At 67.4% G+C, this 25,686-nt stretch carries 13 protein-coding genes and 1 pseudogene; 3 read left to right on the forward strand and 11 right to left on the reverse strand.

Annotated features, from left to right (window positions below):
• Nucleotides 1–434 precede the first annotated feature (434 nt).
• Nucleotides 435–3,977: a hypothetical protein gene (locus KUM03_RS01655; RefSeq protein WP_217245084.1), complete on the reverse strand. Its 3,543-nt coding sequence runs from the start codon at nucleotides 3,975–3,977 to the stop codon at nucleotides 435–437.
• 164 nt (nucleotides 3,978–4,141) lie between these two features.
• Entirely contained in the window at nucleotides 4,142–4,654 is a 513-nt protein-coding gene (locus tag KUM03_RS38080; RefSeq protein ID WP_254398653.1) for a hypothetical protein, read from the reverse strand.
• Nucleotides 4,655–4,733: 79 nt separating this feature from the next.
• On the opposite strand from KUM03_RS38080, the gene KUM03_RS38085 reads away from it, so the two are divergent.
• On the forward strand, nucleotides 4,734–5,501 hold the full coding sequence (locus KUM03_RS38085) for a hypothetical protein (RefSeq protein ID WP_254398654.1): 768 nt from the start codon (nucleotides 4,734–4,736) through the stop codon (nucleotides 5,499–5,501).
• Between the two features lie 70 nt (nucleotides 5,502–5,571).
• Here the strand turns inward: KUM03_RS38085 and KUM03_RS01660 are convergent, their stop codons facing one another.
• Nucleotides 5,572–9,147 (reverse strand): hypothetical protein, encoded by a 3,576-nt coding sequence (locus tag KUM03_RS01660; RefSeq protein ID WP_254398655.1) that lies wholly within the window; start codon nucleotides 9,145–9,147, stop codon nucleotides 5,572–5,574.
• 499 nt (nucleotides 9,148–9,646) lie between these two features.
• On the opposite strand from KUM03_RS01660, the gene KUM03_RS01665 reads away from it, so the two are divergent.
• Nucleotides 9,647–10,744 (forward strand): IS110 family transposase, encoded by a 1,098-nt coding sequence (locus KUM03_RS01665; protein ID WP_254398656.1) that lies wholly within the window; start codon nucleotides 9,647–9,649, stop codon nucleotides 10,742–10,744.
• A gap of 524 nt (nucleotides 10,745–11,268) precedes the next feature.
• Here the strand turns inward: KUM03_RS01665 and ccsB are convergent.
• From ccsB to KUM03_RS01695, 6 genes and pseudogenes are all read right to left on the reverse strand, one after another.
• Nucleotides 11,269–12,384, reverse strand: a complete 1,116-nt coding sequence (gene ccsB, locus KUM03_RS01670) for a c-type cytochrome biogenesis protein CcsB (protein ID WP_217245086.1) — start codon at nucleotides 12,382–12,384, stop codon at nucleotides 11,269–11,271.
• Nucleotides 12,381–12,844: pseudogene (locus KUM03_RS01675) on the reverse strand (cytochrome c biogenesis protein ResB); the annotation flags it as partial. The pseudogene KUM03_RS01675 and the gene ccsB, both read right to left, overlap by 4 nt.
• Before the next feature lie 284 nt (nucleotides 12,845–13,128).
• Nucleotides 13,129–14,493 carry an FAD-binding oxidoreductase gene (locus KUM03_RS01680; RefSeq protein WP_217245088.1) on the reverse strand — a complete coding sequence of 455 codons (1,365 nt, stop codon included), beginning with the start codon at nucleotides 14,491–14,493 and terminating at the stop codon, nucleotides 13,129–13,131.
• Nucleotides 14,494–14,665: 172 nt separating this feature from the next.
• On the reverse strand, nucleotides 14,666–15,628 hold the full coding sequence (locus tag KUM03_RS01685; RefSeq protein ID WP_308406223.1) for a dihydrodipicolinate reductase: 963 nt from the start codon (nucleotides 15,626–15,628) through the stop codon (nucleotides 14,666–14,668).
• Nucleotides 15,629–16,094: 466 nt separating this feature from the next.
• Nucleotides 16,095–17,492 carry a flavin monoamine oxidase family protein gene (locus KUM03_RS01690; protein ID WP_254398658.1) on the reverse strand — a complete coding sequence of 466 codons (1,398 nt, stop codon included), beginning with the start codon at nucleotides 17,490–17,492 and terminating at the stop codon, nucleotides 16,095–16,097.
• Between the two features lie 546 nt (nucleotides 17,493–18,038).
• Nucleotides 18,039–19,100 (reverse strand): zinc-binding dehydrogenase, encoded by a 1,062-nt coding sequence (locus tag KUM03_RS01695; RefSeq protein ID WP_217245092.1) that lies wholly within the window; start codon nucleotides 19,098–19,100, stop codon nucleotides 18,039–18,041.
• Between the two features lie 249 nt (nucleotides 19,101–19,349).
• On the opposite strand from KUM03_RS01695, the gene KUM03_RS01700 reads away from it, so the two are divergent.
• On the forward strand, nucleotides 19,350–22,565 hold the full coding sequence (locus KUM03_RS01700) for a bifunctional cytochrome P450/NADPH--P450 reductase (protein ID WP_217245093.1): 3,216 nt from the start codon (nucleotides 19,350–19,352) through the stop codon (nucleotides 22,563–22,565).
• Between the two features lie 70 nt (nucleotides 22,566–22,635).
• Here KUM03_RS01700 and KUM03_RS01705 read toward each other — a convergent pair whose 3' ends face one another.
• Nucleotides 22,636–23,262 carry a TetR/AcrR family transcriptional regulator gene (locus tag KUM03_RS01705; protein ID WP_217245094.1) on the reverse strand — a complete coding sequence of 209 codons (627 nt, stop codon included), beginning with the start codon at nucleotides 23,260–23,262 and terminating at the stop codon, nucleotides 22,636–22,638.
• A 123-nt stretch (nucleotides 23,263–23,385) separates the two neighbouring features.
• A complete protein-coding gene (locus KUM03_RS01710; RefSeq protein ID WP_217245095.1) occupies nucleotides 23,386–25,566 on the reverse strand; it encodes a SpoIIE family protein phosphatase in 2,181 nt (726 codons plus the stop codon).
• Nucleotides 25,567–25,686: the final 120 nt, after the last annotated feature.

A 25,686-nucleotide genomic window follows, 5' to 3' on the forward strand; every position in this document is an offset into this window, starting at 1 on the left:
GATCCGGTGGTGTGCGCTCGCCTACCGCTGGGACGCATTAGGAGCCGACGGACTCCCATGGCAGTGCAGGGAGCTGCGGAAGTCGAGACAGGGTGGGCAGGAGATCGTCGCGGTTGAACTCGATACCGGCTGTCAGCAGGGTGCGGGTGTGTAGGTCGAGCGCATCGAGGAGGGCGTCGGGGAGGCCGACTGAGATGGGAATCTGCCAGGCGTCCTTGAGGAAGGTGTCGAGTTCCTGCTCTTCAACCTGCAGGTGCGGTGATCAGCACCGCGCGGCCTTCCGTTTCCAACGTTTACTCATCCTTTCTCCGCCGCCGCGAGTGTGTGCCGTGCTGCAGGCTGTTTGGGATCGGCTTTCATGTGGTGAGAACCGCGGTCGCCTTCATTTGCTTACCCCAGCGGTGTTGCCCGTCCCTCACCAGAGACATCTGTGGTCATCGTCCGCGGACTCGTGCGGCACGTTCGCGCTCTTCAGCCTGATCAAGCAGCTCCTTTTGTTGTGCGCGGCCCGCTGCGGCGACCGCGCGCAGCGCAGGTACTCGGTCGGCAAGAGCGGTGAAGTAGTCCAGAAGCTGAGAGTGCATCAGCGAGCGGTCCCCTGACCAGGAGTCGCACCAGGCGACAGCCGCCGCGATCCTGTCGGCGCTCACTCCCCGCTCCAGCAGGAGGGGACCGATCTGCTCTACGGCCGTGTTGCGCTGCCCGAAGAGGGAGTCGACCAGCTTGTCAGGGCTTACGGCGTGTTGGTCGAGCAGGTGATGGACCAGCTCGGTGTCCGAGCCGACGAGATGGATGAGGGCGCTATGGCCGACGCGGGGCAGGCCGATGCAGTGGATGGCCAGGCGTAGCCGGTGGGGACGTGGGAGGTAAGCGAGGATGTGATCGCTGTCGTGCGGGAGCGGCGAGGCGTACCAGCCCTGGGCGGTCATGTCCTTCAGCCGCTCGTGGAACCATGCTTCGAAGGTGTCGGCGTCATGCTCCGCGAGGTGCGCGAGGACTCTGCCCGCTCGCCACTGGTTGTGCGGGGGTAGGTGATCGATGCGCAGGTTTCTTATCGCGCGGCGCCATGATGTCTGCCATTCTGTCGGCAGGGTGGGGCCGTGTGGTGCTCCGACCGAGAAACTGATCGCTGCGCTCGCGGCGATGGCAGGGACGGTGTGGACGAGCAGGCGTTGCATGACATCGTCCGGCTCGTGGCGAATCAGCGTCTCGAGCAGTGCCGCGTCCTCGGCCCGCATCGAGTCGATCACCAGCTCTCCCGTCTGATCCACCACGCTGCGCGCGACGACGGCGCTGATGACAGTGGGTCGGGAGGCCGCATCGTCGAGGGCCGCGAGCAACACGGACGGCGGCACGGTGTCAGGAGCCGTGGTGAGCCATTGCGTCAGGGCAGTTCCCAACAACAGGGTCTCACCTGATTCGGCGGCTGCCTGGTACCAGGCAGTCGGGTCGTTCATCTGCTCGGCCATGCGGATGGCTGTCAGATGGCCGGTGTAGTCACCGACGACGTGTGCCTGCTCAGCCAGTTCGCTGAATCGGGCCACTCCGGCCCGAGGCCCCAGAGCAGTCAGCTTCTTCGCGAGTGTCTGCGCTTGAGTGAGCACTTGCTCGGTGGCTGCCTCGTAGTCATGGGTGAATTCGACGCTTCCCCATTCACAGAAGGACTGAAGTTCGGAGTCGACGTCGAATGTCGGCAGCTTCTGGCCAGCTGTTTGAGCCCGGCCCCGGATCCGGGCGAGTTCGCGGTGAGCGCGCATCGCTGCTCCCGGGCTGTTTTGCAGCAACGGGTGGAGTGAAGCAAGAATGCGGCGTCCTCCCTCGACCCCCCACCGCATCTGCTCGGCGGAGGGAGGCTGGCCACGGGGAGCGACGCCCAAGCCGAGCCGGACCCATCCCAGCGCCATGTCGAGCAGGGCGACCAGCGCGACGGGCGGACAGGGGACGCTGTCCTCGCTTTCCGTATCGCAGGTCAGAAGCGGGACTGCCTGCTCCCACAGACCGAGTAGCTTCGAGAGATTCTCTGCGGCGTCCACGCCGTGGGCGAGTGTGACTTTGTTCGGTGCCCCTGGATCCGGCCAGTTCCCTGATACCTCGACGCTGAAAATGCCCGCCAGGGCCTCGGTGGCCACGCTCCATTGCTCGCCCGAGGCGCGATGGCGGCGCATCCAGTCGAGCACCGCCCGCAGCAGACGGGCGCGGATCTCTGGTGACGTACCGAAGTCGGGGTCGATCACGCCGGCCAGATCGCTGAGCACGCGCAGCGGGTGATCCGGAGTGGAGTTCCGACGCCGCCTGTCTCCCACCGCCAGGGCCAGCAGTCCTCCGATCGCTTCCGGCAGCAAGAACTGACGTGCGCTCTGAATGAGTTGACGGGTAGCTGCATCACCGAAAGGGTCAACGAGTATCCCATAGAGCTCTTCGGGTTCGCGAGGAGTGGCCAGCACGGCCAGAGCCCCGTTCACCGCGAACTGGGCCGCGCGGGGGTCTAGGCGGGCATACTGCCCCACGACGGCGAAGATGCCGACGTCCCAGGACGTGGGGGCCGAGAGCGAGTGGATCCACTTCTCTGCTTGAGCCCGTGCCTGCGAGGAAGGGGATACCTCGGCTGCGGACATCACCGCGGAAGCAAGGTTAAGCGCGTGGTCGGGGAAAGCATCGACCAGCGTGGCCCACGGCCGCCGCACCGGACTGGTGAAGAACCAGCGCGCTACCAGCGGCGCGCACAGGGCCGGCTGCAGACGCCAAACGTCGTCCACTGACTCCACCAGGCCATTGTGTGAAAGGCCCTCCACCATGCCAGACAACTCAGCGGGAGCCACTCCGACCATGGGCGCGAGGGCGTACAGCATTTCCGGCGATGCGCCGCCCAGGGCGGCCACACAGGCCAGCGCATCCAGCACGGTGTGTGATGTTGTTGCCTCACTCAGGTACCGCTCGACGTGCGCTACGTGCGCTCTGCCGCTGAAGACGTCCCCGCCCTGCCCACTGGTGAGTAGCTCGCACAGCGTCACCGCCCACCCCGGCCGCCTGTCCGCTTGGTCGAGTACTGCAGCCCGGGACCGATGACCGGTGACACCCGCGGTGGTGACCAGCGTGTTCATCTCCGTCCGTTCGAGAGGGCCCACGTTGATGACCAGCGCCCCGGGCAGCCAGCCAAGCACCTCATCGAGCCGATCCGGCCAGGTCGTTACCACTGCGGAGAACAGCAGATCGGTCTGTCGACGGGTGTGTCGCAGGACACGCACTGCATCAGGATGAGCATGAGCATCGTCCACGACCACTGCTCTCGGCAGCACCAGAAGCAGGTCGTCATGAAGGTGAGCCAGCGAGGCGGGCTCTATGTAGACCACTTGATCTCCGAGCTGACCGGTGAGTCGAGTTTTGCCCACCCCCGGAACTCCAACGAGCACCACATCCTGGCGGGCATCCACAGCAGCTGACAGGGCCATAACCTCGCTCGCTCTGCCCACCAGCGGCGGTGGGCTCGCCACCTGAGGTGCCTCCAAAGGCTCGTCGAGCAAGGCGCCGAGTCGGCCCTCGATACCCAAGAGACTCCGCCGCCATGCCGCATCACGCACCAACTGGTGAACGAACCACTCCTGGGCGTACACGTGGGCTGGAGGAAGCCCTCGGTCCGAGCACAGTTTGTCCAGAGCCCTCCGGGTGCGAGCGTCGACGGGGCGCGAGCTGGCTACGACAACCAGGTCAACCTGCAAGCCCTCCTCCTGCATCCGCTTCAGGCCGTTGCGCACGTTGGCGATCGGATCACCAGTGGTGACCATAAGGCGCCCCCGCGCCTGAGGATCATTGCTGTCGGAAGGAAAGTAGATGTCTGCGTCACGGCCGAAGTCATGACCGCCCTCGACCGCCGACAACCCCGGATACCGGGACTGCAACAGGGCACAAGCGCACCGTTCGAACTCTGCTGGATGGACAGATTCGTTGAGAGCCTGCCGCACATGAGCCGGAAGATTCACAACGCACATGCTACGCACCATGTGCGTTCTACGGTTGTGGAAAGCCGCTCAGCCAGACGGCTCGCCGTCTGCTGGGAAAGCCGAACCTGCTCGACGCACGGGTCACCGCGCCGGCCGTATTCCGCGGTCGTGCCCGGGCCCGGACCAAGTCCGGCGACGGCCTGCTACCGGATGCTTCTCTTGACTTCGGTGACGATGGTCCCAGGGTTGCATTGTCCTTGGGCCGTGCGGCCGGCGCTCTGGCTGAACTCTCTCCAGACACACGGGTGCTCGGCGGTCACGGGCTGCCGTTCACCGGTCATGCCCTGGACCAGGCAGTGGCCGCTGCGCTCGAGGTAGTGCTCGAGCCACTCTCTGGACGCGAGGAGACTGTAGGCCCTGCCGCTCGGGCGGTCCCATGTCAGGTACTGCACCTGCAGTTGCCCGTCGGTGTCGTACCAGAAGGGGCGGTCCGGGTCGCGCCGCAGCCTGCTGTCTCTCAGGAGTGGGTCACTGAGCAGCGTCACGGAGACGGATGCGTCGAGGGAGCAGTCCAGGCTCTGACCATCCCAATTGTAGGTTTGGTCAGTCGGAATAGCGGTGACGGGTTCCCCATCGGGGTCTGTGGCGAACACCATCCGGCCTCGCGGCTGTGCGGCGAGGGTGCGCTCCAGCCAGTCGTCCTCGTCTTCTTCCATCGGACCGTCCGCCCACTGCTCTGCGAGCTCCAGGAGCAGCTCTTCCCGGCGCTTCTCCCTGCGCTCCCGCCAGATGGCGATGGCGACGCTCCTCTCCGATGCCGGTGGCCCAGGGGCTGGCTCCGGAGAGGAGAGATCGTCGTCCTCTTGGACAGGGGGAGTCGTCCTCACCGTGATCGGGTTCGTCGTACTGAAAGCTACTCACATGCCAGTACTCGGGTTCCGGATCGGTCCAGGGACTGGGGACGGTGGGGAAGCCGGCCAGGAGAAGGCTGTGGCGATCGGGCCCTTCGGGCATCAGCCGGTTTGTGAACGAACGTCCCTTAAGCCATGTGAGCAGGCTGGTGAGTTGGGGGGCAGGCACGAGCCAGCTGTGGATGCGGTGCCATTGCTCCGCCTGGCCACGGGTGACGTTCCATCCTCGGCCGTCGTGGTCGTCCATGGCCTGTTCGTAAAGGACGATCCACTGCCTGCCGTCGCTGTCGGTGCGGATGCCCAGTTCGTCGAGGTCGGGCAGGTTGTCCGGACGGCTGATCCATTCGTCGACGCCCTCGTCGTCGGGCAGGTCGGGGACAGGTGGTGCCAGCGGGTGTGCGGGGTCGGCGGTTGGGAAGGTGGCGTGGTCGGCTTCGTCTGGACTGTTGTCGTCGTCGGTGTCGGAGAAGGGGTGTCGGGCCGGAGGAAGGGAGGGGTCGATGTCGAGCAGCGACAGTCGTGCCGCTCCCGGGTATTCGGCGGCGTCGTGCTCGGTCTGCCGGTGGGGGTGCCGGTGGTTCGCCAGGCGTTCCACGAGCTCGTGGAGGGCCATCCACTGGTACTTCTTGCCGACCCGTTCGCCCTTGTGTGACTGGCGGGAGCCAGAGTGGCGGGAACGCATGTTGTCGAATTCGGCGAACAGTTCAGGCGTCCAGCCCAGGTCAGCGACGCGGGCGAGGACCCAGCGTGCGGCCCACTCGGCGTCGACGTGGGCAGCGGCGAGGCGTTCGTCGTCGGCCGGGGGGCACTCGGCAGGCCCGCAGCAGCGCGTACTGGTCCGGGTCGAGGACGTCCCTTGCCTTCCTCCCGGTGAGGAGTTGTTCAACGGCAGCCAGTGTGCTCAAGGTGGGCCGGACGGACTCCGGAAGGCTTTGCGCGAAGGCCGGAATACGGGCGGGGTCGACTACGACAGGATCGTCGGCGCGCTGCCACGCCGGCCGACGGGGATAGTCGGTCGACAGCGGCAGCAAACTGAAGTGCCTTACGGCCGGCCGGACCTGGTAGTCCGCAAAGTCTCCCAGGGGTGAAAGGGACGAGCGGAGCGATCCCCACAGCGACTTGTTCTGCTCCCGCCGCGGGAAGAGCACGTCGAGGTCTTCCTCCGTAGGAGCCTGCCCGATCGGAGGGCAGGCGTGTGGATGCCTGACCGCGTTTGCTTCCTCGCCGGTGACGGCTCCAGCACGGTGCGCCAAGGTCACAACGCGTGTAGCCGCTTCGCACAGCAGCCCGTTCCGTGAGGCGTGCGCGGGCGAACCGACCGCGCCGTAGGAGTACGTGAGGAGCCGCCGAGCGACTGTCCCGAGGAGGTCGTGCTTGCCGTCGTCCTCGCTGCGACGGGCCAGGACTCCATAAGCAACCCACACCAGACGCTCGAACAGGTAGGGATCATCGATCTTCTCCGCGTCCTCGTGGAGGAATCTGTCCAGGAGGGAGACGAGAACGTCTCCGTGCCCCAGAAGCAGCTGCACCAGGGCCTTGGTGGCCCGGTCGCGCAGGAACCGGTTGGAGGACGTGAGGGTCCACACCAGTGTCGTGGCGGCCAGCCGGACGACTTCCTCGTGGTCGGCTCTGGCCGTCTGCACCGGTCGGCGGGTCCGGTCCCCGAGCCGACGCCGGACCGTGAGGGATGCAGGGTGGAGATGGCGCGGGGTGGGGTACTGCTCGGCCCAGCGCAGCAGCCGGTGCAGTGCCGTGACGTCCCACAGCAAGGAGTAGGTCTCTACGCCCCACCACGCGTCGCGCTCGGGCCGCGGTTTTCGCAGCAGCATCCGGTGGAGACGGTCGGCGTTCAGCAGATGCCCCGGCTCGGCGGTGACCGCTACCGCCGCCTCTAGCACGTCGGAATTGCGTCCGTGGCGTGCGGCGGTCTCGTTGAGGAGCTCGATGGTGCGTTCGTTGACGCTGCGTGTGCTGCGCAGTGGAAGCGTTTCCAGGAAGCTGCGGGCCAGCCGGTAGCCTCGTGCGTCCGCGCGTCTGCCGGGGCCAGCTGTGGCCTCTGCGGATGTGGGAGAGTCGGCCAGCAGGTCGATGAGTTCCGTCCCGGTTTGTTCGGGCAGGAGAATCGACGCTGCTTCCTGGTAGTTCGGGGCAGCCTGCCTCAGCCAGCTTCGCAGCGCGGAATCGGCGGTCAGTGGGTGTCCTTCGCGTAGCGCGTCGATCTCGTCCTGGTGGGCAGCGAAGACCGACCGTGCAACGCGGTCGTCGCCGAACGCCTGGTAGGGGAAACCGATACCGGTTGCCTGGTCGGCCTTGTAGGTCCGCTCGTTGGACACCAGGCCCTGGGCGAGGAGCTGCCCGAGCATCGTGGCCGGCCACGACGTGGCCGCCGGTGCGTACGCGTCGACAAGAGCGCGGGCTTCATCACGTGGCAGCACGGAACGCCGTGCGGCGGCCATGCGCGCCGCCAGGGCGTCCACCGCACGGTGCACGGGCCGCTCCAGGGGGTCGAGTCCGAGCCGGGAGCAGATGGTCTCCGCACGGTGGTCGACATAGGCGTCGAACACCGCGCTCCGGTCACGCGGATGGCCGCCCGAGCCGCCACGCTCCAGGCTCTTGCTCAGACTGTCCGCGTACAGCTTTACGAACAAGGGGTTGGTGAAGACCGAGGCCAGCAGGGGAGTGTTGGGAAGAACCGCCGCCACATCCCGCAGGTAGCTCTCCAGCCCCTCCATCTCCCGTCCTGCAAAGCCGGAGTGCACGGAGACTGGCACATCGAAGCGATCAGGCACGACGATCGACTTGAAGGTCGAGCGGCAGGACACCAACAAAGCGATGTGCTGGTACCCGGCCAGACGCACCTGCAGCGCGAGCAGTTCGCTCTTCCAGTTCCCGGCGTCGTCGGAGTCATTGAGCGCATCGATGATCAACAGGAAGCGGCAACCGCTTGCCGCGCCAGCGGCGTCCATCGCCTGGAGAAAGTCCCGCTCGGCAAGCGGCCCCAGGCCACGCTTCTGCGCGACCTCACTCAGCGTGTTGTGCCCGGTGAGCTCCTGCCCGAACACCACCAGCGCCGGACGGCCCTCGTCTACGGCCCGCCGCGCGGCGTCGACCAGCAAGTGCGTCTTGCCCTGCCCTGCCTCCCCCAGGAGCAGCCAGGTCTTCTTCTCCGCTGTCTGGGCAGCGGGACTCCGCAACAAGCCGTCCAGGCGTTCGCAGGCGTCGAAGGCACGAGCCAGAGCGCGCTCGCACAACCATTGCACGCTCTGCACCGCGGTCACCGGAGCGTTTGCGCCCCGTCCGGCCGCAGGTATGGCGTCGTCGCTTTCACGCTCTTCCTCGGTGAACCGGTCAGCCAGGTCCTTGAACTCACCCAGCCGCTCCAGCATGTCCTCCACCACAGCAGAACTCTGCTCGGCGGGGAAACCGGACGTTGCGGATGCAGCGGACAGGTCGTGGACCAAGGTGTGGGCGCCTTCCCGCAACGCGGGCGTCCACGCGTGCACCCACCGCGCCAGCGCCTGATGGTCGGGGCTGCTGGCCGGCACGGGATAGCTGTCGTACCAGCGTGTCATCTCGGAAAGGAGGGCCACCATAGCGGCCTGCAGATCCCGGGATCGCTGGACGCCCTGCCTCAAGAACTCCTGCGGCAGGGCGCAGGCATCCGCCACACGCGCAAGGGGCAACGTCACATGATGCTCGGGTGTGTACCGCGCCTCGGCCAGACGCTCAGCAAGCGTGACCTGTTCCCTGAACCACTCGCTGCCCAGCGCCCGCCGTTCGAAGAAGAACCACTGACGCCCCTCATTTCCAGGCCGGGTCAACCGCTCCAGCAGCTCACCGCCACCGACGTAGCGGATGTCCACGTCGGCAAGACCGGGCAAGTCCTTCTTCCACCGGGCGACGTTGCTGTTCCACCGCTCCCTCGCACCGGTACGCGCCTTCCCGCGCGGGGTGACAGGGGTGGGGTCGGAGAGGTCGAAGGGGGTGAGGAACTCAAGCCGGACGATCTTCCGGTTCGCGATGTTCTCACCGACTGTCTTGGCGCTCTTCTTCGCCTGAGGGATGAGATCGTCGATGTTGTGGACGAACTTGACCTGGTATCCGTGCGCAGCACTGCCGTCGGGCGCCTGGTCATACCATTCGACGCCGCCGTCCGGAGCAGCAGTCTTGATCGTCTCCCAGCCCGGAGGCGCCGGCGTCCGGAGCTGGAAACAGAGTTCCTCGAACGCGCGATGCTGGCTTCCGTCCCATTCACGGATGCTCTGCCAGTTGTGTGCCCTGCTGTCGTTCGATGCCACTGCCGTCCTCTGACCGTCCCGCCGCCCCACTGTGCGCGTGTCGGATCCCAGCGTAGAGGGCTGCGCTGACACACCAAGTTTTCCTGGGTCGATGGACCGGATCAGGCGTAGGAATTCCGTTGTAGCCGGTGCTGACCCGAGCGCTGCCGGCCATGACGGTCAGGAGTGGACGGTAGTCAACGCCTTGTCAGCGCGCTCAGTCATGTTGAGCATCGGTTCGGTCGAAGTCATCCGGCAGTGGTCGAGTCATGCCGCTGTACCGGGATCGATGGGACGGTTGTGCAGTGCCGTCCCAGGCGGAGGTCTGACTCATGAGATCTATGACCGAAGTGTCCAGTCACAGACCTGTCGACTGTCGTCGCGGGATGCTGCCTGCCACCGAGCCACAGGGCGTGTCCCAATAGGGGCCTTGCCGAGTTCAGGCGCCATCACGGTTCAGACCGCCCATGCGGGCCGGTGCGATCCGCCCAGCACGTCACCACCCGGGAGGCGAACCACCATGACGACCAGACAGCGCAGCACCTCCTCGAACACGGACCCGCCCGTGCGGAGAGAGGTCGTACTGGGCGTGGACACGCACGGCGAGATGCATGTCGCTGCCGTGACCTCCCCGCTGGGGAAGGTCCTGGGTAACGAGTCGTTTCCGGCCACGGCGGCCGGCTATCGGCAGCTGCTCGTGTGGGCCCGCAAGCGGGGGACGGTGCGCCGGGCCGGCGTGGAGGGCACCGGCACCTTCGGCGCGGGCCTGTCCCGCTACCTGGTGACCCAGCAGATCCAGGTGTTCGAAGTGAACCGGCCCGACCGGTCGGCCCGCCGGTTGCTCGGTAAGTCGGACCCGCTCGATGCGCAGGCCGCAGCGCGAGCCGTGCTCAGTGGTCGCGCCCGGGCCCAGGCCAAATCCGGCGACGGACCCGTGCACAGCGCCCGGATCTACAAACTCGCCAAGGACTCCGCGGTCAAGGCCTGCACCCAGGCGATCAACCAGCTCAAGGCCGTCCTGGTCATCGCCGACCCCGCCCTGCGGGAACGGTTGTCGACCTTGGGCAATGCCGAGCTGTTCCGCACCTGCGCGACCCTCAGCCCACCCGATGGTGGGGGAGAAGAGGACGCGGTGGCCCAGGCCACCCACATGACATTACGCATGCTCGCCGAACGCATCGAACAGCTCAGCGGACAGATCAACGAGCTGAACCAACGCCTGACCCGGCTCGTCGAGCGCTACGCGCCGCAACTGCTCGTACCGGTGGGCATCGGCCCGGACAGTGCCGCCACTCTCCTGATCACCATGGGGGACAATCCCGAGCGACTGAACACTGAGGCGTCCTTTGCTGCCCTTTGCGGAGTCAGCCCCATCGAGTACTCCTCTGGCCGACGGTGCACGCGTCGGCTCAACTACGGCGGCGACCGTCAGTCGAACGCTGCCCTGCACCGCATCGTGTTCACCCGCTTGCGCCACGACCCGCGCACCCGGGCGTACTACGAACGCCGAACCCAGGAGGGCAAGACCCGCCGTGAGATCATGCGATGCCTCAAGCGGTATGCCGCCCGCGAGGTCTTCAACCTGGTCAGACCGGTTTCCCGCACCCCCGCGTTATAGGGGTGTCTGTGACAGGGCCGGTGATAGACCGAGGCCCCGCCGGGGAGCATCCCTGGTGGGCCTCTGCCCGGAGCCATGAGACGAGGCTCCGGCGGAGCGCTCCGGTGGGGCATCACCGTGCAGTTGACTGTGCGTACACGCGTGACGTGTTCGGCTCGTCATGCAGTTTGTCTTCCAGCGCTGTTCTCGAGGACGCTGAATTTGCGATCGCAGCCATGACGGACGACCTGGCCCGCAGGGCAACTGGGCGGGCTCTGTCGGCTGGCGAGTGGATGCGCTGTGCCCTGCTCGGGCAGGCCAAGCGGTATGCCGGATGCCCGTGGGTGAGTCGCGTAGCCGCCGTCGATGCTGAACCCCCGTTCGCCTCAGCGGATGCGTTTCTGGCTCCCGGAGGGCCTGTGGTTCGCCGTCCGCTACCCGGACACCGACGTCGCCCACAAGAACTTGAGCCTGTACGTGGAGCGGCTGCGGGACGTCACCGCAGGCGTCGTCCGCGGTGACGTCCCGCGCAGTAGGGGGCCGGTTCAGAAACCGACCGACTGGAGGGCGCCCAGGCCCACGTCCGCGTACGAGTGCTTGCCGGAGACGAAGATGTTGACGCCGTAGTAGTTGAACAGCCAGCAGGCGAAGGCGGCCAGGGCCAGGTAGGCGGCCTTGCGGCCCTTCCAGCCGGCGGTGGCGCGGGCGTGCAGGTAGCAGGCGTAGGCGACCCAGGTGATGAAGGACCAGGTCTCCTTGGGGTCCCAGCCCCAGTAGCGGCCCCAGGCGTCGCCCGCCCAGATCGCGCCCGCGATGATGGTGAACGTCCACAGCGGGAAGACGGCGGCGTTGACGCGGTAGGCGAACTTGTCGAGGGAGGCGGCGGCGGGCAGCCGGTCCAGGACGGAGTTGGCGAAGCGCCCGGGGGTGCCGCCGGCGGCGAGCTTGTTCTCGAAGCTGTCCTTGAAGAGGTACAGGATCGTGCCGACGGCGCCGACGTAGAAGACCGCGCCGCAGAAGATGGCGGTGGAGACGTGGATGTACAGCCAGTACGAGTGGAGGGCGGGCACCAGCTGGTCGCTCGCCGTGTAGAGGACGGTGACGGCGAGGCCGAGGTCGAGCAGGACGGTGGTGGCCAGGGGCAGGCCGAGCCAGCGGATGTTCTTCTTCAGCGCGAGCAGGACCAGGTACACGCCGACGGCGACCGTCGTGAGCGTGATGTTGAACTCGTACATGTTGCCCCACGGCGCCCGCTTCACCGACAGCGCGCGGGTGAGCACCCCGCCCGCCTCGATGGCGAAGGCCAGCACGGTGAGGGAGACGGCGATGCGTCCGTAGAGGTCGCCCTTCTCGGTGCCGCCGTGCGCGCCCGGCCCGTCGGGCACGTCGCGGGAGCCGGAGGCGGCGCGTACGACGACCTCGGGGCGTTCCAGTACGGCGGTGGTGCCGGCCTTCTTCACGGTGACGGCGGGACCGGACGCGGCCTTGGTGGCGGCGTCGGCGGTGAGCGCGGCGGCGGTGCGGCCGACCTTGCTGCGGCTGCCGAAGAGCCACTCGGCGATGTACGCGAAGAAAGCCAGGGTGTAGACGGCCATCGCGGAGTAGATCAGCGTGTTGCTGACGTTCGCGAGATGCTCGTTTGTTGCGGCGGCGAGATTCACTTCTTCTCAGTCTCTTCGGCAGTGACGGCGTGGGTGTCGGTGGATTCGGGGGTGGCGGCGTTCTCGGGCGCGGCGGGCGCCCGGTTGTACAGGACCTCGGAGAGGTCGCCGAGCTCCGCGGGAACCTTCGCGGACTCGCTGCGGCCGAGGCCGGCGATCTTGGCGACGGTCACGCCGTCGGCGCCCCGCACGGCCCGCACCCAGATGCGGCGGCGCTGGATGAACAGGGAGCCGGCCAGGCCGAAGATGGCGACGACGGCACCGCTGAGCGCCCAGCCGCTGCCGGGCGGCCGCGTGACCTGGAAGCCGGCCCACTCCTGGACGCCGTCGAAGGTGACCGAGACCGCGCCGCCTGGGAGGTTCATGGTGTCGCCGACCTTGAGCTGGTGCTTGAACAGCTTGCCGTCGGAGCCCTTGAACTCTCTTCCAGGTTCCTCTTGTCGAGCTGGTAGATGCCCTGCGACCGCGATGAGACGGCGGTGCGGAGCCTGCCCCCCCCGCTAGCGGTACCAGGAGCCGATTCGGCGGCGTCCTCGCCGGTCGACGCAGCTGCCTGCCAAGCCCTCCCGTTCGGCCTGCCGAGATCGGCTTCCCGCAGCGCTGCCTACTGGGTTCTCTCGTCAAATGTCAGATCCACACAAGGAGTGATGCGAGGGGGACGGCTGCTTCGTAGGACTGGGCGGTCTTGCCGTAGCGGGTGGCGATCTCATACCACGCCGTCACAGATCAGGCGCCGCCCGAACTTCAGGAGTCCGCGCGCCTGCGACGACGGAGAGCCCGTCGCGCCAGTGTCCTGCTGCCGTTGAGGAAGTCGTTGAACCGGTCCAGTCCCCAGACGGCTCGGAGGACAAGCGGCTGCATCAGCAGCGACATCGACGGTGGGTATTTCGAGGCGTCCGACCAGATGCCGGCGAGGTCGTCCGGCATCTCACCGTCGACGATGTAGTCGGCGAGCTGGTGGGTCACGTACGGCACCTGGCAGAGGCCGTGGCCGTTGCAGGCCATCGAGTAGAAGACGTTGTCACCCACCTGCCCGGCGATCGACAGCCAGTCCGGGCTGATGCCGATCCAACCGCCCCAGGCCCGCTCGATGGCCACGTCGGACAGCGACGGGAACCGACGGGCCAGATCCTTCCCCATGTCCTGCACGACAATGGGGTCCGGTACCCGGTCCGGGAGCGGGTAGGTCTGGCCTCGCTGCGCTTGGCGGACCCCGCAGACGATGGTGTTGCGCTCGGTGAGCCGGTAGTGGGTCATCAACTGGTGCTGGGTGATGATGCCGGACCGACTGGTCCAGCCCAGCTCGGCGAGCCGCTCCGGCGCGATGGGTTCCGACTCGATCTCGATGACGTACAGCGGCGTCGCGAGGTTCTTGGGCCAGATGTCCCACTCGCCGCCGTAGACGTTGGTTGCGAGCAGCACCTTGTTGGCCCGCACGGTGCCATGCGGTGTCGTGAGCTCGACGGTGCGGCCTGTTCGCCGGACATCGCTCACCCGCGACTGCTCGAAGACCTTGGCCGACGAGGCGAGCAGCGCGCGACGCACACCACGAGCGAGCTTGCCCGGGTTCAGCATCCCGCCGATGGATTCCCGCATACCGCCCACGAAGCCGGCAGGAAGGCCGAGTTTCTCCCTGCTGCCGACAGTCCCATTCCCACCGTAGGCGCGCAGGATCGCCGCCTGGGTGCGCACCCTGAGCATCATGAGGGGTGAGACCGCACCCCACACCAGGCCGTTTGCCACGTAGTCGCAGTCGATGTCGTGCGTCTTGATGAGGTCTTCCACGTAGCGGCCCGCGTGCTCCGCCAGTTTCGCCATGACCGGCATCTTCTTAGGGGACTGGATGCTGAGCATTCGCAGGTCACCGCCCGGCGCCCCGGCGATCTGACCGCCGTTGCGCGAGGCTGAGCCGTAGCCGCAGAACTCGGCCTCCAGCAGGACCACGTCCTGGTCACGCTCCGCGAGGCGCAGCGCAGCCGCCATGCCGCCCATGCCGCCGCCGATGACGGCGATGTCACAGGTGAGGTCGCCGTCCAGTGCGGGCTGCACGTCGTCCGGTCGGTCGATCCAGCCGGTGAAGTTGCTGTATTTCGTGCTGTCGGTCCTCATACCGTTCCTTCAGGTGGGGGGTTTGTCCCATTTCACGATTCGCGTCAAGATTTGCTCGGCATGCGCCGCAAGCCTTCGCTCCGGTCCAGCGGATGAACCGTGACGGGCGTCTCTTCGGCGAGATGTGTGAAGACGGGTGGGCAAGAGGTTTTCCGTCTTGCGTGTCTCCGTCTCAGTCCGGTGAAGTCGTGGCCCCGAGCGAGGCCCGGGCTGCTCGTTGCTCTCCCTTGGCCGCGACCGAGCGGGCCGGGAGGTCTCCCATCGACAGGAGACCGGGACGCGCCTCGACGACCGCGGCGGCGGCGTTGACCGCCGTCGCGATCGTGCTGAGGAAGGAATCGAAGCCCACGGAGGAACCAAGGTCGATGACCTGCTCCTCACCGACGATCCGGTAGTCGTCGCCCGCGGCCATCTCATCGGCCGGCTCGAAGAACCCGAACGTGATCTCCAGGTCGATCACCGGTTCGCCCTTGAGCACGCCCCGGGCGGCATGAGTGACAGCCGTGATCTGTCCCGGTTCGATACGCAGATGGTCCCCGACGCGCGGCGACGTCGTCACGACAGCGGGTTCGACCTCTGCCACGTCCACCGAGTCGAGATCCCACCCGAGCCCTGCCGCGAGCGCCCCGATGGCCTGCTCGAAGCCGTAGTGCCCGACGACCTCGCCCCGGCTGCGAGCCGTCGCGAACTCCTCTGTGGTCGGACCGAGGCCGAACTTCGACAGGATCGCGCCGTAGCGTGACATGTTCGTCCGCCGGCGGATACACACGCTTTCCATGCGCTGGGTCAGTGCAGTCAGCAGGAGAGGAAGGGTGTCCATCAGGAGGCCCGGGTTTGCCCCGCTGCCCAGGACGGTCACGCCATGTGCCTTCGCCGTGTCGTCGAGCCTTCGGGCCAGGCCGGGATGGCTCTGCCAGGGATAGGCCAGCTCCTCGCTGATGCTCAGGACGTTGTACGAACGCTCCAGCAGCGGCAGCAGGGTGTCGGCCACCCTGTGCAGATCCGAGGTGGTCGCCACGATCGCGAGGTCGGCGGCGGGCAGGTCGGCCGGGTCGCTCACGATGACGACACCGTTCGCGGCGCCACCAAGTAGCACTCCGAGGTCTTGACCAGCCACACGGGTGTCCTGGTCCACTGCTCCGACGATCTCCACGTCCGCGCGTTGCAGCAAGGAAGAAGCGATGGCCCGGCCAGTGGCACCGAGACCCACAAGGACAGTCCGAATACTCAAAGTCACTCCCCTGGGCGGGGCGCCCCAGTCGGCACGCCCACGACACGGTGTTCTTGCCTGTGGCGGTTACCTCGCACCTCACTGTCACCAGCCACGGCCGCGGTGGGAACGACACTGAGCACCGGCTTTACCCGGGTATGGTGCACGGTGCACGGGCCGGTCGCGCATTCGTTCACGTCGGTGATCTGCCTCGATCCTGCGGCTGCGCAAGTTGCGTTTGGGCTCATTTCCGGAGCCTGAAGACCGAGGCACGGGCATCCCTTAACTAGCATTGCCAGGAGCCGATTCGGCGGCGTTCTCGCCGACCGCCGCAGCCGTCTGCTACGTCTTCCCGTCCGGCCTTGCCGAAATCGGCTCCCCGCAGCGCTGCCTACTGGGCACCCGCGTCGGCGCGCTTTCCAAGCCGGTGTGCGACCCGCTCGGCGGTCTGCTGACCCGTAAGCACGGCGCCGTTCATGGTTCCGGCCCACTCGCCGGCGGTTTCTACCCCAGCCCAGTGGATGCGCCCGTGGGGCTCCGTGAGGGCGCTGCCGTAACTGACGGATGCATAGGGGGCTACAGCAGGGTTCGGCCCTCCCGGGGCGAACGGTTCGGACGCCGGGCCCCAGCAGTGGTCCACGTAGTCGATGGGGGCGCTCGCCTGAGCGCCGTACAGCTCGACGAGCTGGTCGATCACCCGGCGACGTCGATCCGCCGAGTTGAAACCGTCGAATACGCGAGGGTCGCAGAAGGCCATCAGGACGCCTGGTCCGTTGTCATCGGGCGAAATGTCGAAGGTGATGAAAACGGTCCCGGTGTCGGTCAGTGCCTCACCCGAAAGCCCGCTGCTCCGCCAGAAGGGCTTCTCATAGGCGACGAATGCCTTGCTCAGCGTGCCCAGACGCCACGTCTTCGCGAGCCCTTCCGCCTTGTCAGGCAGGGCAGGCTCGAAGTCGATGTCGGCGCGGTGCGAGGGGGCGGCAGTGACGATGGCGTACTTGGCGTTGATCACTTTCGATTCGGTGCTGACCGTGACGCCGCTGTCGTCCTGGGTGATTCGTCGAACAGGGGCACCGACGACAACCCTGTCGCCGAGTCGCTCGGCGAGCCTCACGGCGATCTCTTGAGTCGTTTCGGTAATGCGCTCCTCTTGCTGACCGTCCTCGACGCTGAGCATGTGCTCCACGCCCCCGGCAGCGCGAATGTAGCGCAAAGCGTGCAGCAGAGAGACGTCCCCCGGGCTGCAGCCCCACTGCACCTTGGTGAGGATCGTCATCAGCGCCCGGGTGCTCGTCGCCGCCTGCTGCTGGTCGAGCCATTCTCCGAACGAGATCGCGTCGAGCTGCCCGGCGTCCGGGGATTCCCAGGCTGCATCGACGTTGATGGTCGAAGTCAGTTCCGCCACGGCCATCTGGATACGGGCCAGGTCTTCCAAGGCTTCAGGTGAGACCTCGGGGAAGGTGCCGGTGTAGGTGCTGCGCTGTCCGTCCATCCACAGGACGTTGTGGCCCTCGTCGAACTGACTGGTCGTGGTGCACCCCAACCGGCTCGCGAGGTCCCGGATCGCAGTGTGCCGCCGTGCGACCCACGTCGCCCCGAGGTCGACCTTGACCCCGGCCACTTCGCCCGAGAACGCTCGGCCTCCGACGCGGTCGCGACCTTCCACAACCAAGACCGACACGCCCATATTCACCAGCCGTTCTGCGGCGGTCAGGCCGGCGAAGCCGGCACCGACGATCACGACGTCGACTGCAGTTTCCTCGGTTCCGCCCTTAAGAGAGTTCGACATGCTTTTCTCCTTCAATCACGCGGTCTGCGTATGGTGAGATGTATTGGGTGATCGGGTCAGTAAGGGATTCGATAATGCTATGGGCCGTGCCAGATATGGTGACGTGCCACCCGAATCCGTGGTTTCTATGTCGGCTTCCGGCTCCTCTCTTAGCTGCGGTTCCGACGTTTCCACCGTCCCAATTGTGGAGTCCGACTGCAACAAAAAAGTGCACCTGTCTCGAGCGGAGCGAGTGCATGATGCACCGACTCCTGAGTTCGGGGCATCGCCGATTGACGAGCCTCATTCGAACAATTCGGCGATCGTGAACGTACTTGCTGTCCGACCTCGTAATCGAACACCGGCTTCGGCTGCTTTCTGTTCCCTCGAAAGATGTCAAAACAGAGAAGGATTTCAGCCGGGCAGGTAGTCGTCGCATTTGAGTGGCTGCCCTGTCAGCGCGGGGTGGCCGAATATCCGGGGTGTCGCTGACCTTCGGGCGGTGGTGGAGGCGGAGGCGGAATCGGCCGTGTTGTGCCTGGTGATCCGGACTCCACCCTGCTGTGCTCAGGGGGTGAGTACGAGGCGGATCGGGTCTCCGACCTTCTTCTCCAGCCGGGCGACGGCGTCCGCGGCTTCGGTCAGGGGGACGTGGGCGCTGACGGAGGGGCCGAGGTCGATCCGTCCGGCGGCGGCCAGCGCGACGAGCTGTTCGACGTGCTCTGGTTCGGAGCCGTAGTGTCCGCGGATCTGCCGGACGTTGAAGCAGAAGTCGATGCTGTCGGCGACGCTGACCGGCTCCGGGGTGAGGCCGGCGAGGACCAGGATGCCGTTCGGGCCGAGCACGGTCGTGGCCTGGGCGCGGGCCGCTCCGACGCCGGCGAAGTCGAAGGCGACGTCGATGCCCCGGCCTGCCGTGGCTTGGTGCACCGCTTCGGTGAAGTCTCCGGCTGTGGGGTCCAGCGCGTGGTCGGCGCCGAAAAGGAGGGCGCGCTCGCGGGCCGAGGCCAGCGGGTCGACAGCGATGACTGGGGCGGCTCCGGCCAGGCGGGCGAGCCGGATGCCGTGGGCGCCGAGACCTCCGGCTCCCCAGATGCCGACTGCCTGCGCGGGGCGGACCGCGCCCGTGTCGATGATCGCGGCGTACGGGGTGGAGACGGCGTCGGGGATGATCGCGGCCTGGTCGAACGGCAGGTGGTCCGGGATGGGGAGCAGCGTGTCCTCCCGGGCGAGGGCGTACTGCGCCCAACCGCCGTCGTAGTCCACTCCTCGGGTCAGAGGCTGGCGGCAGGTCATGTGGCGCAGGCAGTCGGCGCAGTCGCCGCACGCCTGACCGGCCTGCAGTACGACGCGCAGGCCGGGAGTCCAGTTGCCCTTGACGTCGGGGCCGACGGTGTGGACGACACCGGCCACCTCATGGCCGGGGGTGAGGGCACCGGAGTCCTTGACGGTGTCCACGGGGTAGAAGGGGCTCAGGCTGCCGTCGATCAGATGGATGTCGGACAGGCAGACGCCGGCGGCCCGCACTTCGACGAGGACTTCGCCCGGACCGGGAACCGGGACCGGGACCTCTTCGACGGCGAAGGTACGGGTGTCCAGGCGGAGCCGCCCGGCCAGCATGGTGTTCATACGAAACCTCGATGTGCTCGGTGAGAAGCGCGCATGCAGCACTGGCGCACGACATGGTCGGTTGACCATGTCAGTTAACCGTGTCGGTTGACGAGGTCGTCTGTCAAGCTGCTTCCGCTGGACGTTCTCGCAGGATGCCGGGTTCCCTCGGCCGACTGTGTCCTTCAATACAGTCACACGACATGTTCACCCGACAAAGTCGTGTGTAAATTGAATGGTGACCGCTGGAGTGAAACGAAAGGCACGCTCATGACTCAGGTGTCCGTAGGTATGACGCGGGCGATCCCCGAGCGCCCCCCGCTGCCCCTCGTAGGCCACGCGTTCAACGTTCCTGCGGGCGCGGACTTCCTGGCCTACCTGCTGAAGGAGTTCAGGGAGTTCGGGCCTGTGTACCGGCTGCGGGTCTTCGGGAGGGACACCGTCATGATCGGCGGCCTGGACCTCGTGACCGAGCTGTCGGACGAGACCCGCTTCCGCAAGCACGTTCACGCCGACCTGGTCGAGGTTCGGGCCCTGGCCGGGGACGGTCTGTTCACCGCCTACAACCACGAACCGAACTGGCGCAAGGCCCACGACATCCTGATGCCCGCGTTTTCGCTCGGCGCGATGCGCAGCTACCACGCCCCCATGCTCAAGGTCGCCCGCTCACTGATCGGGAAATGGGACCGGCTCGCCGGGGTGCAGTCGGTGGATGTCCCCGACGAGATGACCCGGCTGACCTTCGACACGATCGGCCTGTGCGGCTTCGGTTACGACTTCCAGTCCTTCCGGCGCAACGACCTGCATCCGTTCGTCGAGGCGATGGCCCGAGCTCTCGTCTTCGCCCAGGAGAAGGGCGAGTCCGTCCCGGGCTCCGAGCTGTTCAAGAGGAAGAAGGTCGAGCAGTTCCGCAAGGACGTCGACCTGATGACGGACCTCGTCGACGACGTGATCAAGGAGCGCCGCGCCTCCGGCGACACCAGCACGGACGACCTGATGGGGCTGATGCTGCACACCAAGGACCCCGCCACCGGGGAGCTGCTGGACGACGTCAACATCCGCCACCAGGTGATCACCTTCCTGATCGCCGGCCACGAGACCACCAGCAGCGCGCTCTCCTTCGCCCTCTACTACCTCACCAAGCATCCGGAGGTGCTCGCCCGGGCCCAGGCCGAGGTGGACGCCCTGTGGGGTGACACCGACGACCCGGATCCCGGGTACGGCGACATCGGCAAGCTCACCTACATCCGCCAGGTGCTCAACGAGAGCCTGCGGCTGTGGCCGACGGCTCCCGCGTTCGCCGTCGAGCCGATCGAGGACACCGTCATCGGCGGCAAGTACCCCGTACGCAAGGGCGAGTCGCTGATGGTGATCACCTCGGCCCTTCAGCGTGACGCGGCCTGGGGGGAGAACGTCGAGCTGTTCGATCCCGAGCGCTTCACCCCCGAGCGGGAGGCGGCCCGCTCGGTCCACGCCTTCAAGCCGTTCGGCAACGGCGAGCGGGCCTGCATCGGCCGCCAGTTCGCGCTGCACGAGGCCACCCTGCTGCTGGGCCTGCTGGTGCACCGCTACCGTCTGATCGACCACACCGACTACCAGCTGAAGATCAAGTCGACGCTGACCATCAAGCCCGACGGCTTCAGCCTCCGGCTCGCCCGCCGCACCAGCGACGAACGGCGCCTGCCCGCCGTGACGGCGGCGGATCCCGTCGCGGGCCGGACCGCCACCGTGACGCGCCGTGCGAGCGGCACCGCGCTGACCCTGCTGCACGGATCCAACCTCGGCACCTGCGCCGGTATCGCCCGCGACCTCGGCGGCGACGGCGAGGAGCACGGCTTCGTCCCGTCCGTCGCCGCCCTCAACGAGTACACGGAAAGGCTGGCCGGTACCGAGGGCCCCGTCGTCATCGTCGCCGCTTCCTACAACGGCCGCCCCACCGACGACGCAGCCGAGTTCGTCGCCGCTCTGGAGAACCTCGCCCCCGGCTCGCTCACCGGCCTGCGGTACGCCGTCCTCGGTGTCGGCGACCGCAACTGGGCGGCGACCTACCAGCGCATCCCCACCCTGATCGACGAGCGTCTGGCCGCCGCCGGCGCCGTCCCGCTACTGGAGCGCGGCGCCGCCGACGCATCAGGTGACTTCGGCGGAGTGGTCGACCAGTGGACGGCGGACCTGTGGACGGTCCTGCTCGACGAGTACGGCGCAGCGGTCGCCGGCGAAGCGGCAGGCACCGCACCGAGGGCGGAAGCAGAAGGGCTGTACGAGCTGGAGGACACCTCGGAGTCGGTCCTCGGCGGTCTCGCCGAGCGCCACGGCGTCCAGCCGATGGAGGTCCTCGAAGCGTACGAACTCGTCGACACCGACCACGAACTCGGACGCTCCAAGCGGTTCCTGCGGCTCCGTCTGCCCGAGGGCGTCAGCTACCGCACCGCTGATCACCTGGCCGTCCTGCCCAGCAATCCCGAGGCCCTCGTCCAGCGTGTCGCCGACCGCTTCGGCCTCGACCTGGACCGCACGGTCCGGCTGCGCGCCCGCCGTCGGAGCCGGGGCGCGCTGCCGGTCGACCGGCCGCTGACCCTGCGCCGCCTGCTCACCGACTTCGTCGAGCTGCAGGACCCGGCCACCCAGGAGCAGGTCGCCGTGCTCGCCGAGCACACGTCCTGCCCGCCTGAGAATCAGCCGCTCACCGTCTTCGCCACCGCCGATGCCGAGACCTTCCGGGAGCAGGTGACCGTCGCGGGGCTCAGCGTCCTGGACCTCGTGGAGCGCTACCGTGCGTGCGAACTGCCCTTCGAACGCTTCCTGGAAATGCTGCCGGTGCTGCGCCCCCGGCACTACTCGATCTCGTCGTCCGCCGCGGCCCGGCCGGGCGAGGCGGACCTGATGGTGTCGCTGCTCGCGGCGCCCCACCGGTCGGGGGAGGGTGCCTTCCGGGGCATCGCCTCGCACTTCCTGCAGACGGTGAACGCGGGCGACGTGATCCAGGCCCGGGTCCTGCCGTGCAGCGAGTCCTTCCGCCTCCCCGAGGACACCTCCGTACCGGTGATCCTGATCAGCGCGGGTACCGGTCTCGCGCCCTTCCGCGGCGCGGTCCTCGACCGCCACCACGCCGGCTCGACCGGGACCCTGCTCTGCTACTTCGGCTGCGACCATCCCGACGTGGACTTCCTCCACCGGGAGGAGTTCGAGGCGGCCGAGGCGGCCGGCGCCGTCAGCATGCGCCCCACCTTCATGCACGCGCCCGAGAACGGCGCCCGCTTCGTCCAGGAGCGCATCGCCCGTGAGAGCGAGGAGGTGTGGTCGGTCCTGGAATCCGACGGACGCGTCTACATCTGCGGCGACGGCCGCCGTATGGCACCGGCCGTACGGGAAGCGTTCATGGCGCTCTACCGTGAACGGGCCGGTGCGAGCGATGAGCAGGCCGTGGCGTGGCTCGCGGCGCTCGTCGAGTCGGGGCGCTACGTCGAGGACGTATGGGCCGGCTGAGTCTCACGAGTAGGCAGAGACGGTTGGGGGCGCACCTGGAAGGTGCGCCCCCAACCGTCTTCACGTCGTGTCAGGCCGTCGGCACGTCCGGGAGGTCGAGGCTCCCCTTGGCCAGCGCCACGGTCGCGGCTACGAGTGCCCTCAGGCCCGTCCGCTCCGTGGCCTCGTCCGGCACGCTCAGCAGGACCTGCATTGTGAGTCCGTCGAAGCCGGAGAGGAAGAACCGAGCCACTGTTTCCGGGGACTCGGCCAGTCTCTGTCCCGTCCTGTCCGCGGTTTCGGCGATCACCTGTGCGGTCACCTCGATGACCCGCTGGTAATGGCTCTGCCGGGCCTCGTTGAGCCCGGGCACACGCAGGGCGAACATGGTCAGTTCAGTGAGCAGTTGCTGGTGCGACGTCGGCTCACGCACGGTGCTCCACAAGGCCCCCGCCAGGGCGCTGAAGGTCTTCTCGAAGCCCGCGTCTTCCGGCGCCGCCCGCTGCACCTGCGCGACCAGCTCGTCGGTGATCTGGTCCATCACCGCCCGGTAGAGATCCTCCTTCGTGCCGAAGGTGTAGTGGACGGTGGCCTGTGCGACGCCGAGCTCCGCGGCGATGGCGCGGGTGCTTCCCGCGGCGACGCCCTCCCGGGTCATGAGGTCGATGGCCGCCTTGATCAACTGGGGGCGGCGCTCCGCCGCGGAAACATGAGCCATACGCCCACTATATCGACTTAGTCGATCGATCAAGTCGGTCCGATCGAGGGCTCTGCCACCGGCCGGGGCGAACGCCCTGGTCGCACGCCCTCGCCCTTGAGGTGCGAGCGGTGTTTCGTTCGCTCAGTGGTCGGACCCGCCGGTGGCGGGGAGAGCCTGCTCGGCCCAGATGACTTTTCCCTCACGACCGTGTCGTGCGCCCCAGCGATCGGTGAGCTGGGCCACCAACAGCAGGCCCCGGCCGCCTTCGTCGAAGATCCGGGCGCGGCGCAGATGCGGGGCCGTGCTGCTGGCGTCGGAGACCTCGCAGGTGAGCGTCGACTGGAGGATCAGTCGCAGCTGGATGGGGCTCTTGCCGTAGCGGATCGCGTTCGTCACCAGTTCGCTGACGGCCAGCTCGGTGGTGAACGACATCTCCTCCAGCCCCCAGGCCGCCAGTACGTCGGACGCGAAGCGGCGGGCTCCGGAAACGGCTGCTGGATCGGACGGCAGGTTGATCGCTGCGACATGGTCGGGATCGAGGGCTCGGGTCCGGGCAATCAGCAGAGCGACGTCATCGGCGGGTCGGCTGGGCAGCAGTGCGGCCAGCAGCTGGTCGCAGGTCTCCTCCAGCGACTCCGGCGCCGAGGTGAGGACATCGTGCAGTGTGGTGAGTGCGACATCTACGTCACGCGTGCGATCGGCGATCAGCCCATCGGTGTGCAGCACCAGCAGGCTGCCCTCCCGCAGTTCGAACTCGGTCGTCTCGAAGGGCAGTCCGCCCAGGCCGAGGGGCGGTCCGACAGACACCTCAGGCAGCTTGACCACGTTGGAGGTCCGGGTGTCCTCGCCGGTGGTCGAGGGGGTCACCACGGTCGGCGGTACATGGCCGGCACTGGCGACGGAGCACAGACGGGAGACAGGGTCGTAGATCGCGTACAGGCAGGTGGCGCTGGTCTCACCCTCGTCCCGTGACTCCTCGCGCTGCATCCGGATGACCACGTCGTCCAGATGCGTGAGCAGCTCATCGGGCATGAGGTCGATATCGGCGAAGGCGCGGACGGCTGTGCGGAGTCGGCCCATGGTGGCGGCGGCGTGCAGGCCGCGTCCGACGACGTCGCCGACGACGAGCGCGACGCGGGCCCCGGACAGCGGAATCACGTCGTACCAGTCACCGCCCACACCCGCGCGGGACCCGGCGGGCAGGTAGCGCGAGGCCGCTTCGACGGCCGACTGTTTCACCGTGTGTCGCGGCAGCAGGGTTCGCTGGAGAGCGAGCGCGGTGGAACGCTCACGGGTGTACCGGCGGGCGTTGTCGATGGACACCGCTGCCCTGGAGACGATCTCCTGCGCCAGCAGCAGGTCGCCGTCGTCGAACGGGGCCGAGGTGCGATGGCGTGAGAACTGCACCAGGCCCAGTGTCTCCCCACGGGCGTGCAACGCTACGAGGAGAACAGAGTGGAGGCCGAGGGTGCGCAAAGCCTGACTGTGGGACTCGGACGGGGCCATCCACATGGGCATCCCGGCCCTTCCGACGCGGTGCAGGACGGATCGTCCGGTGGCCAGTGTGCGAGCCGGTTCCGAGTCGTCGGGGTAGGAGTGTGCCTCACCGATGCGGAGCAGGGACTCCGGACAGCCGTCGAGGACGGAGCGCTGGGCGACTCGGCGCTGCGTCAGAGCCTCCGGTGAACCCGTGCCCTGTTCGTCGAGGGCGGAGTCGAACAGGTCGACGGTGACGAGATCGGCGAACTCCTCGGTGCACACCTCCGTCAACTCCTGTGCGGTGCGGGTGACGTCGAGTGTGGCCCCGATCCGCTTGCTCGCCCTGTTGGTGAGGGCGAGTCGGCGCTGGAGGAGATGGTCGCGCTCCTCCTGGTAGGCGGCGACGACCTCTTCCGAGGACCGGTCCACGTAGTCGAAGCCGATCGTGATCAGCCTCATCGCGGCCAGGTGGATCATGTGCCAGTCGCTGGTGAGGCGGGGAGCTTCGGCCTGGACCATTTCGAGGAGGCTGAGGTGGCCGAGCCGGTAGCCACGCAGGAGTCTGCTCACCGGGATCCCCCGCCGGGCGTAGATGCGGCCTACTTCAAGAACGACCGAAGGCGCTTTCGACGCGCTCACGTCAGGTTGGGTCTCCAGGAGATCCAGAATGGTGGTGACGTGCTGGGCTGTCTCCTCCAAGGTCAGAGCCGCGATCTCCCTCTCCTCCCGCAGTTCGGGGAGTTCGCCGTTCAGGCGCTGGAGCAGCAGGCCGGCCAGATTCTCCACCTGTGTCCTGAGGTGGCGGGCCAGCTGACCAAGGAACGCATCGACGTCGGTTCCCATAGTGTGAATGTACGGGAAGCCCTTGACGTACGCCCCTCGTCAGTGGGGGCCAGCCCCTCAGCTGTCTCGCGCCGGGGTTCGACGCGCTCGACTGACCGGCTCACCCGTACGGGCGTCCGG

The organism is Streptomyces sp. AC602_WCS936, from assembly GCF_019049125.1.
In the GTDB taxonomy this organism is placed as follows: Bacteria; Actinomycetota; Actinomycetes; order Streptomycetales; family Streptomycetaceae; genus Streptomyces.

Bases quoted from the DNA above. Each gene is read 5' to 3' on its own strand.
- KUM03_RS38085 (WP_254398654.1), top strand. From the start codon at position 4,734: ATGGCGACGCTCCTCTCCGATGCCGGTGGCCCAGGGGCTGGCTCCGGA.
- KUM03_RS01695 (WP_217245092.1), bottom strand. From the start codon at position 19,100: ATGAACACCATGCTGGCCGGGCGGCTCCGCCTGGACACCCGTACCTTC.
- KUM03_RS01680 (WP_217245088.1), bottom strand. From the start codon at position 14,493: ATGAGGACCGACAGCACGAAATACAGCAACTTCACCGGCTGGATCGAC.
- KUM03_RS01690 (WP_254398658.1), bottom strand. From the start codon at position 17,492: ATGTCGAACTCTCTTAAGGGCGGAACCGAGGAAACTGCAGTCGACGTC.
- KUM03_RS01700 (WP_217245093.1), top strand. From the start codon at position 19,350: ATGACTCAGGTGTCCGTAGGTATGACGCGGGCGATCCCCGAGCGCCCC.
- KUM03_RS38080 (WP_254398653.1), bottom strand. From the start codon at position 4,654: ATGGAAGAAGACGAGGACGACTGGCTGGAGCGCACCCTCGCCGCACAG.
- KUM03_RS01705 (WP_217245094.1), bottom strand. From the start codon at position 23,262: ATGGCTCATGTTTCCGCGGCGGAGCGCCGCCCCCAGTTGATCAAGGCG.
- KUM03_RS01710 (WP_217245095.1), bottom strand. From the start codon at position 25,566: ATGGGAACCGACGTCGATGCGTTCCTTGGTCAGCTGGCCCGCCACCTC.
- KUM03_RS01665 (WP_254398656.1), top strand. From the start codon at position 9,647: ATGACGACCAGACAGCGCAGCACCTCCTCGAACACGGACCCGCCCGTG.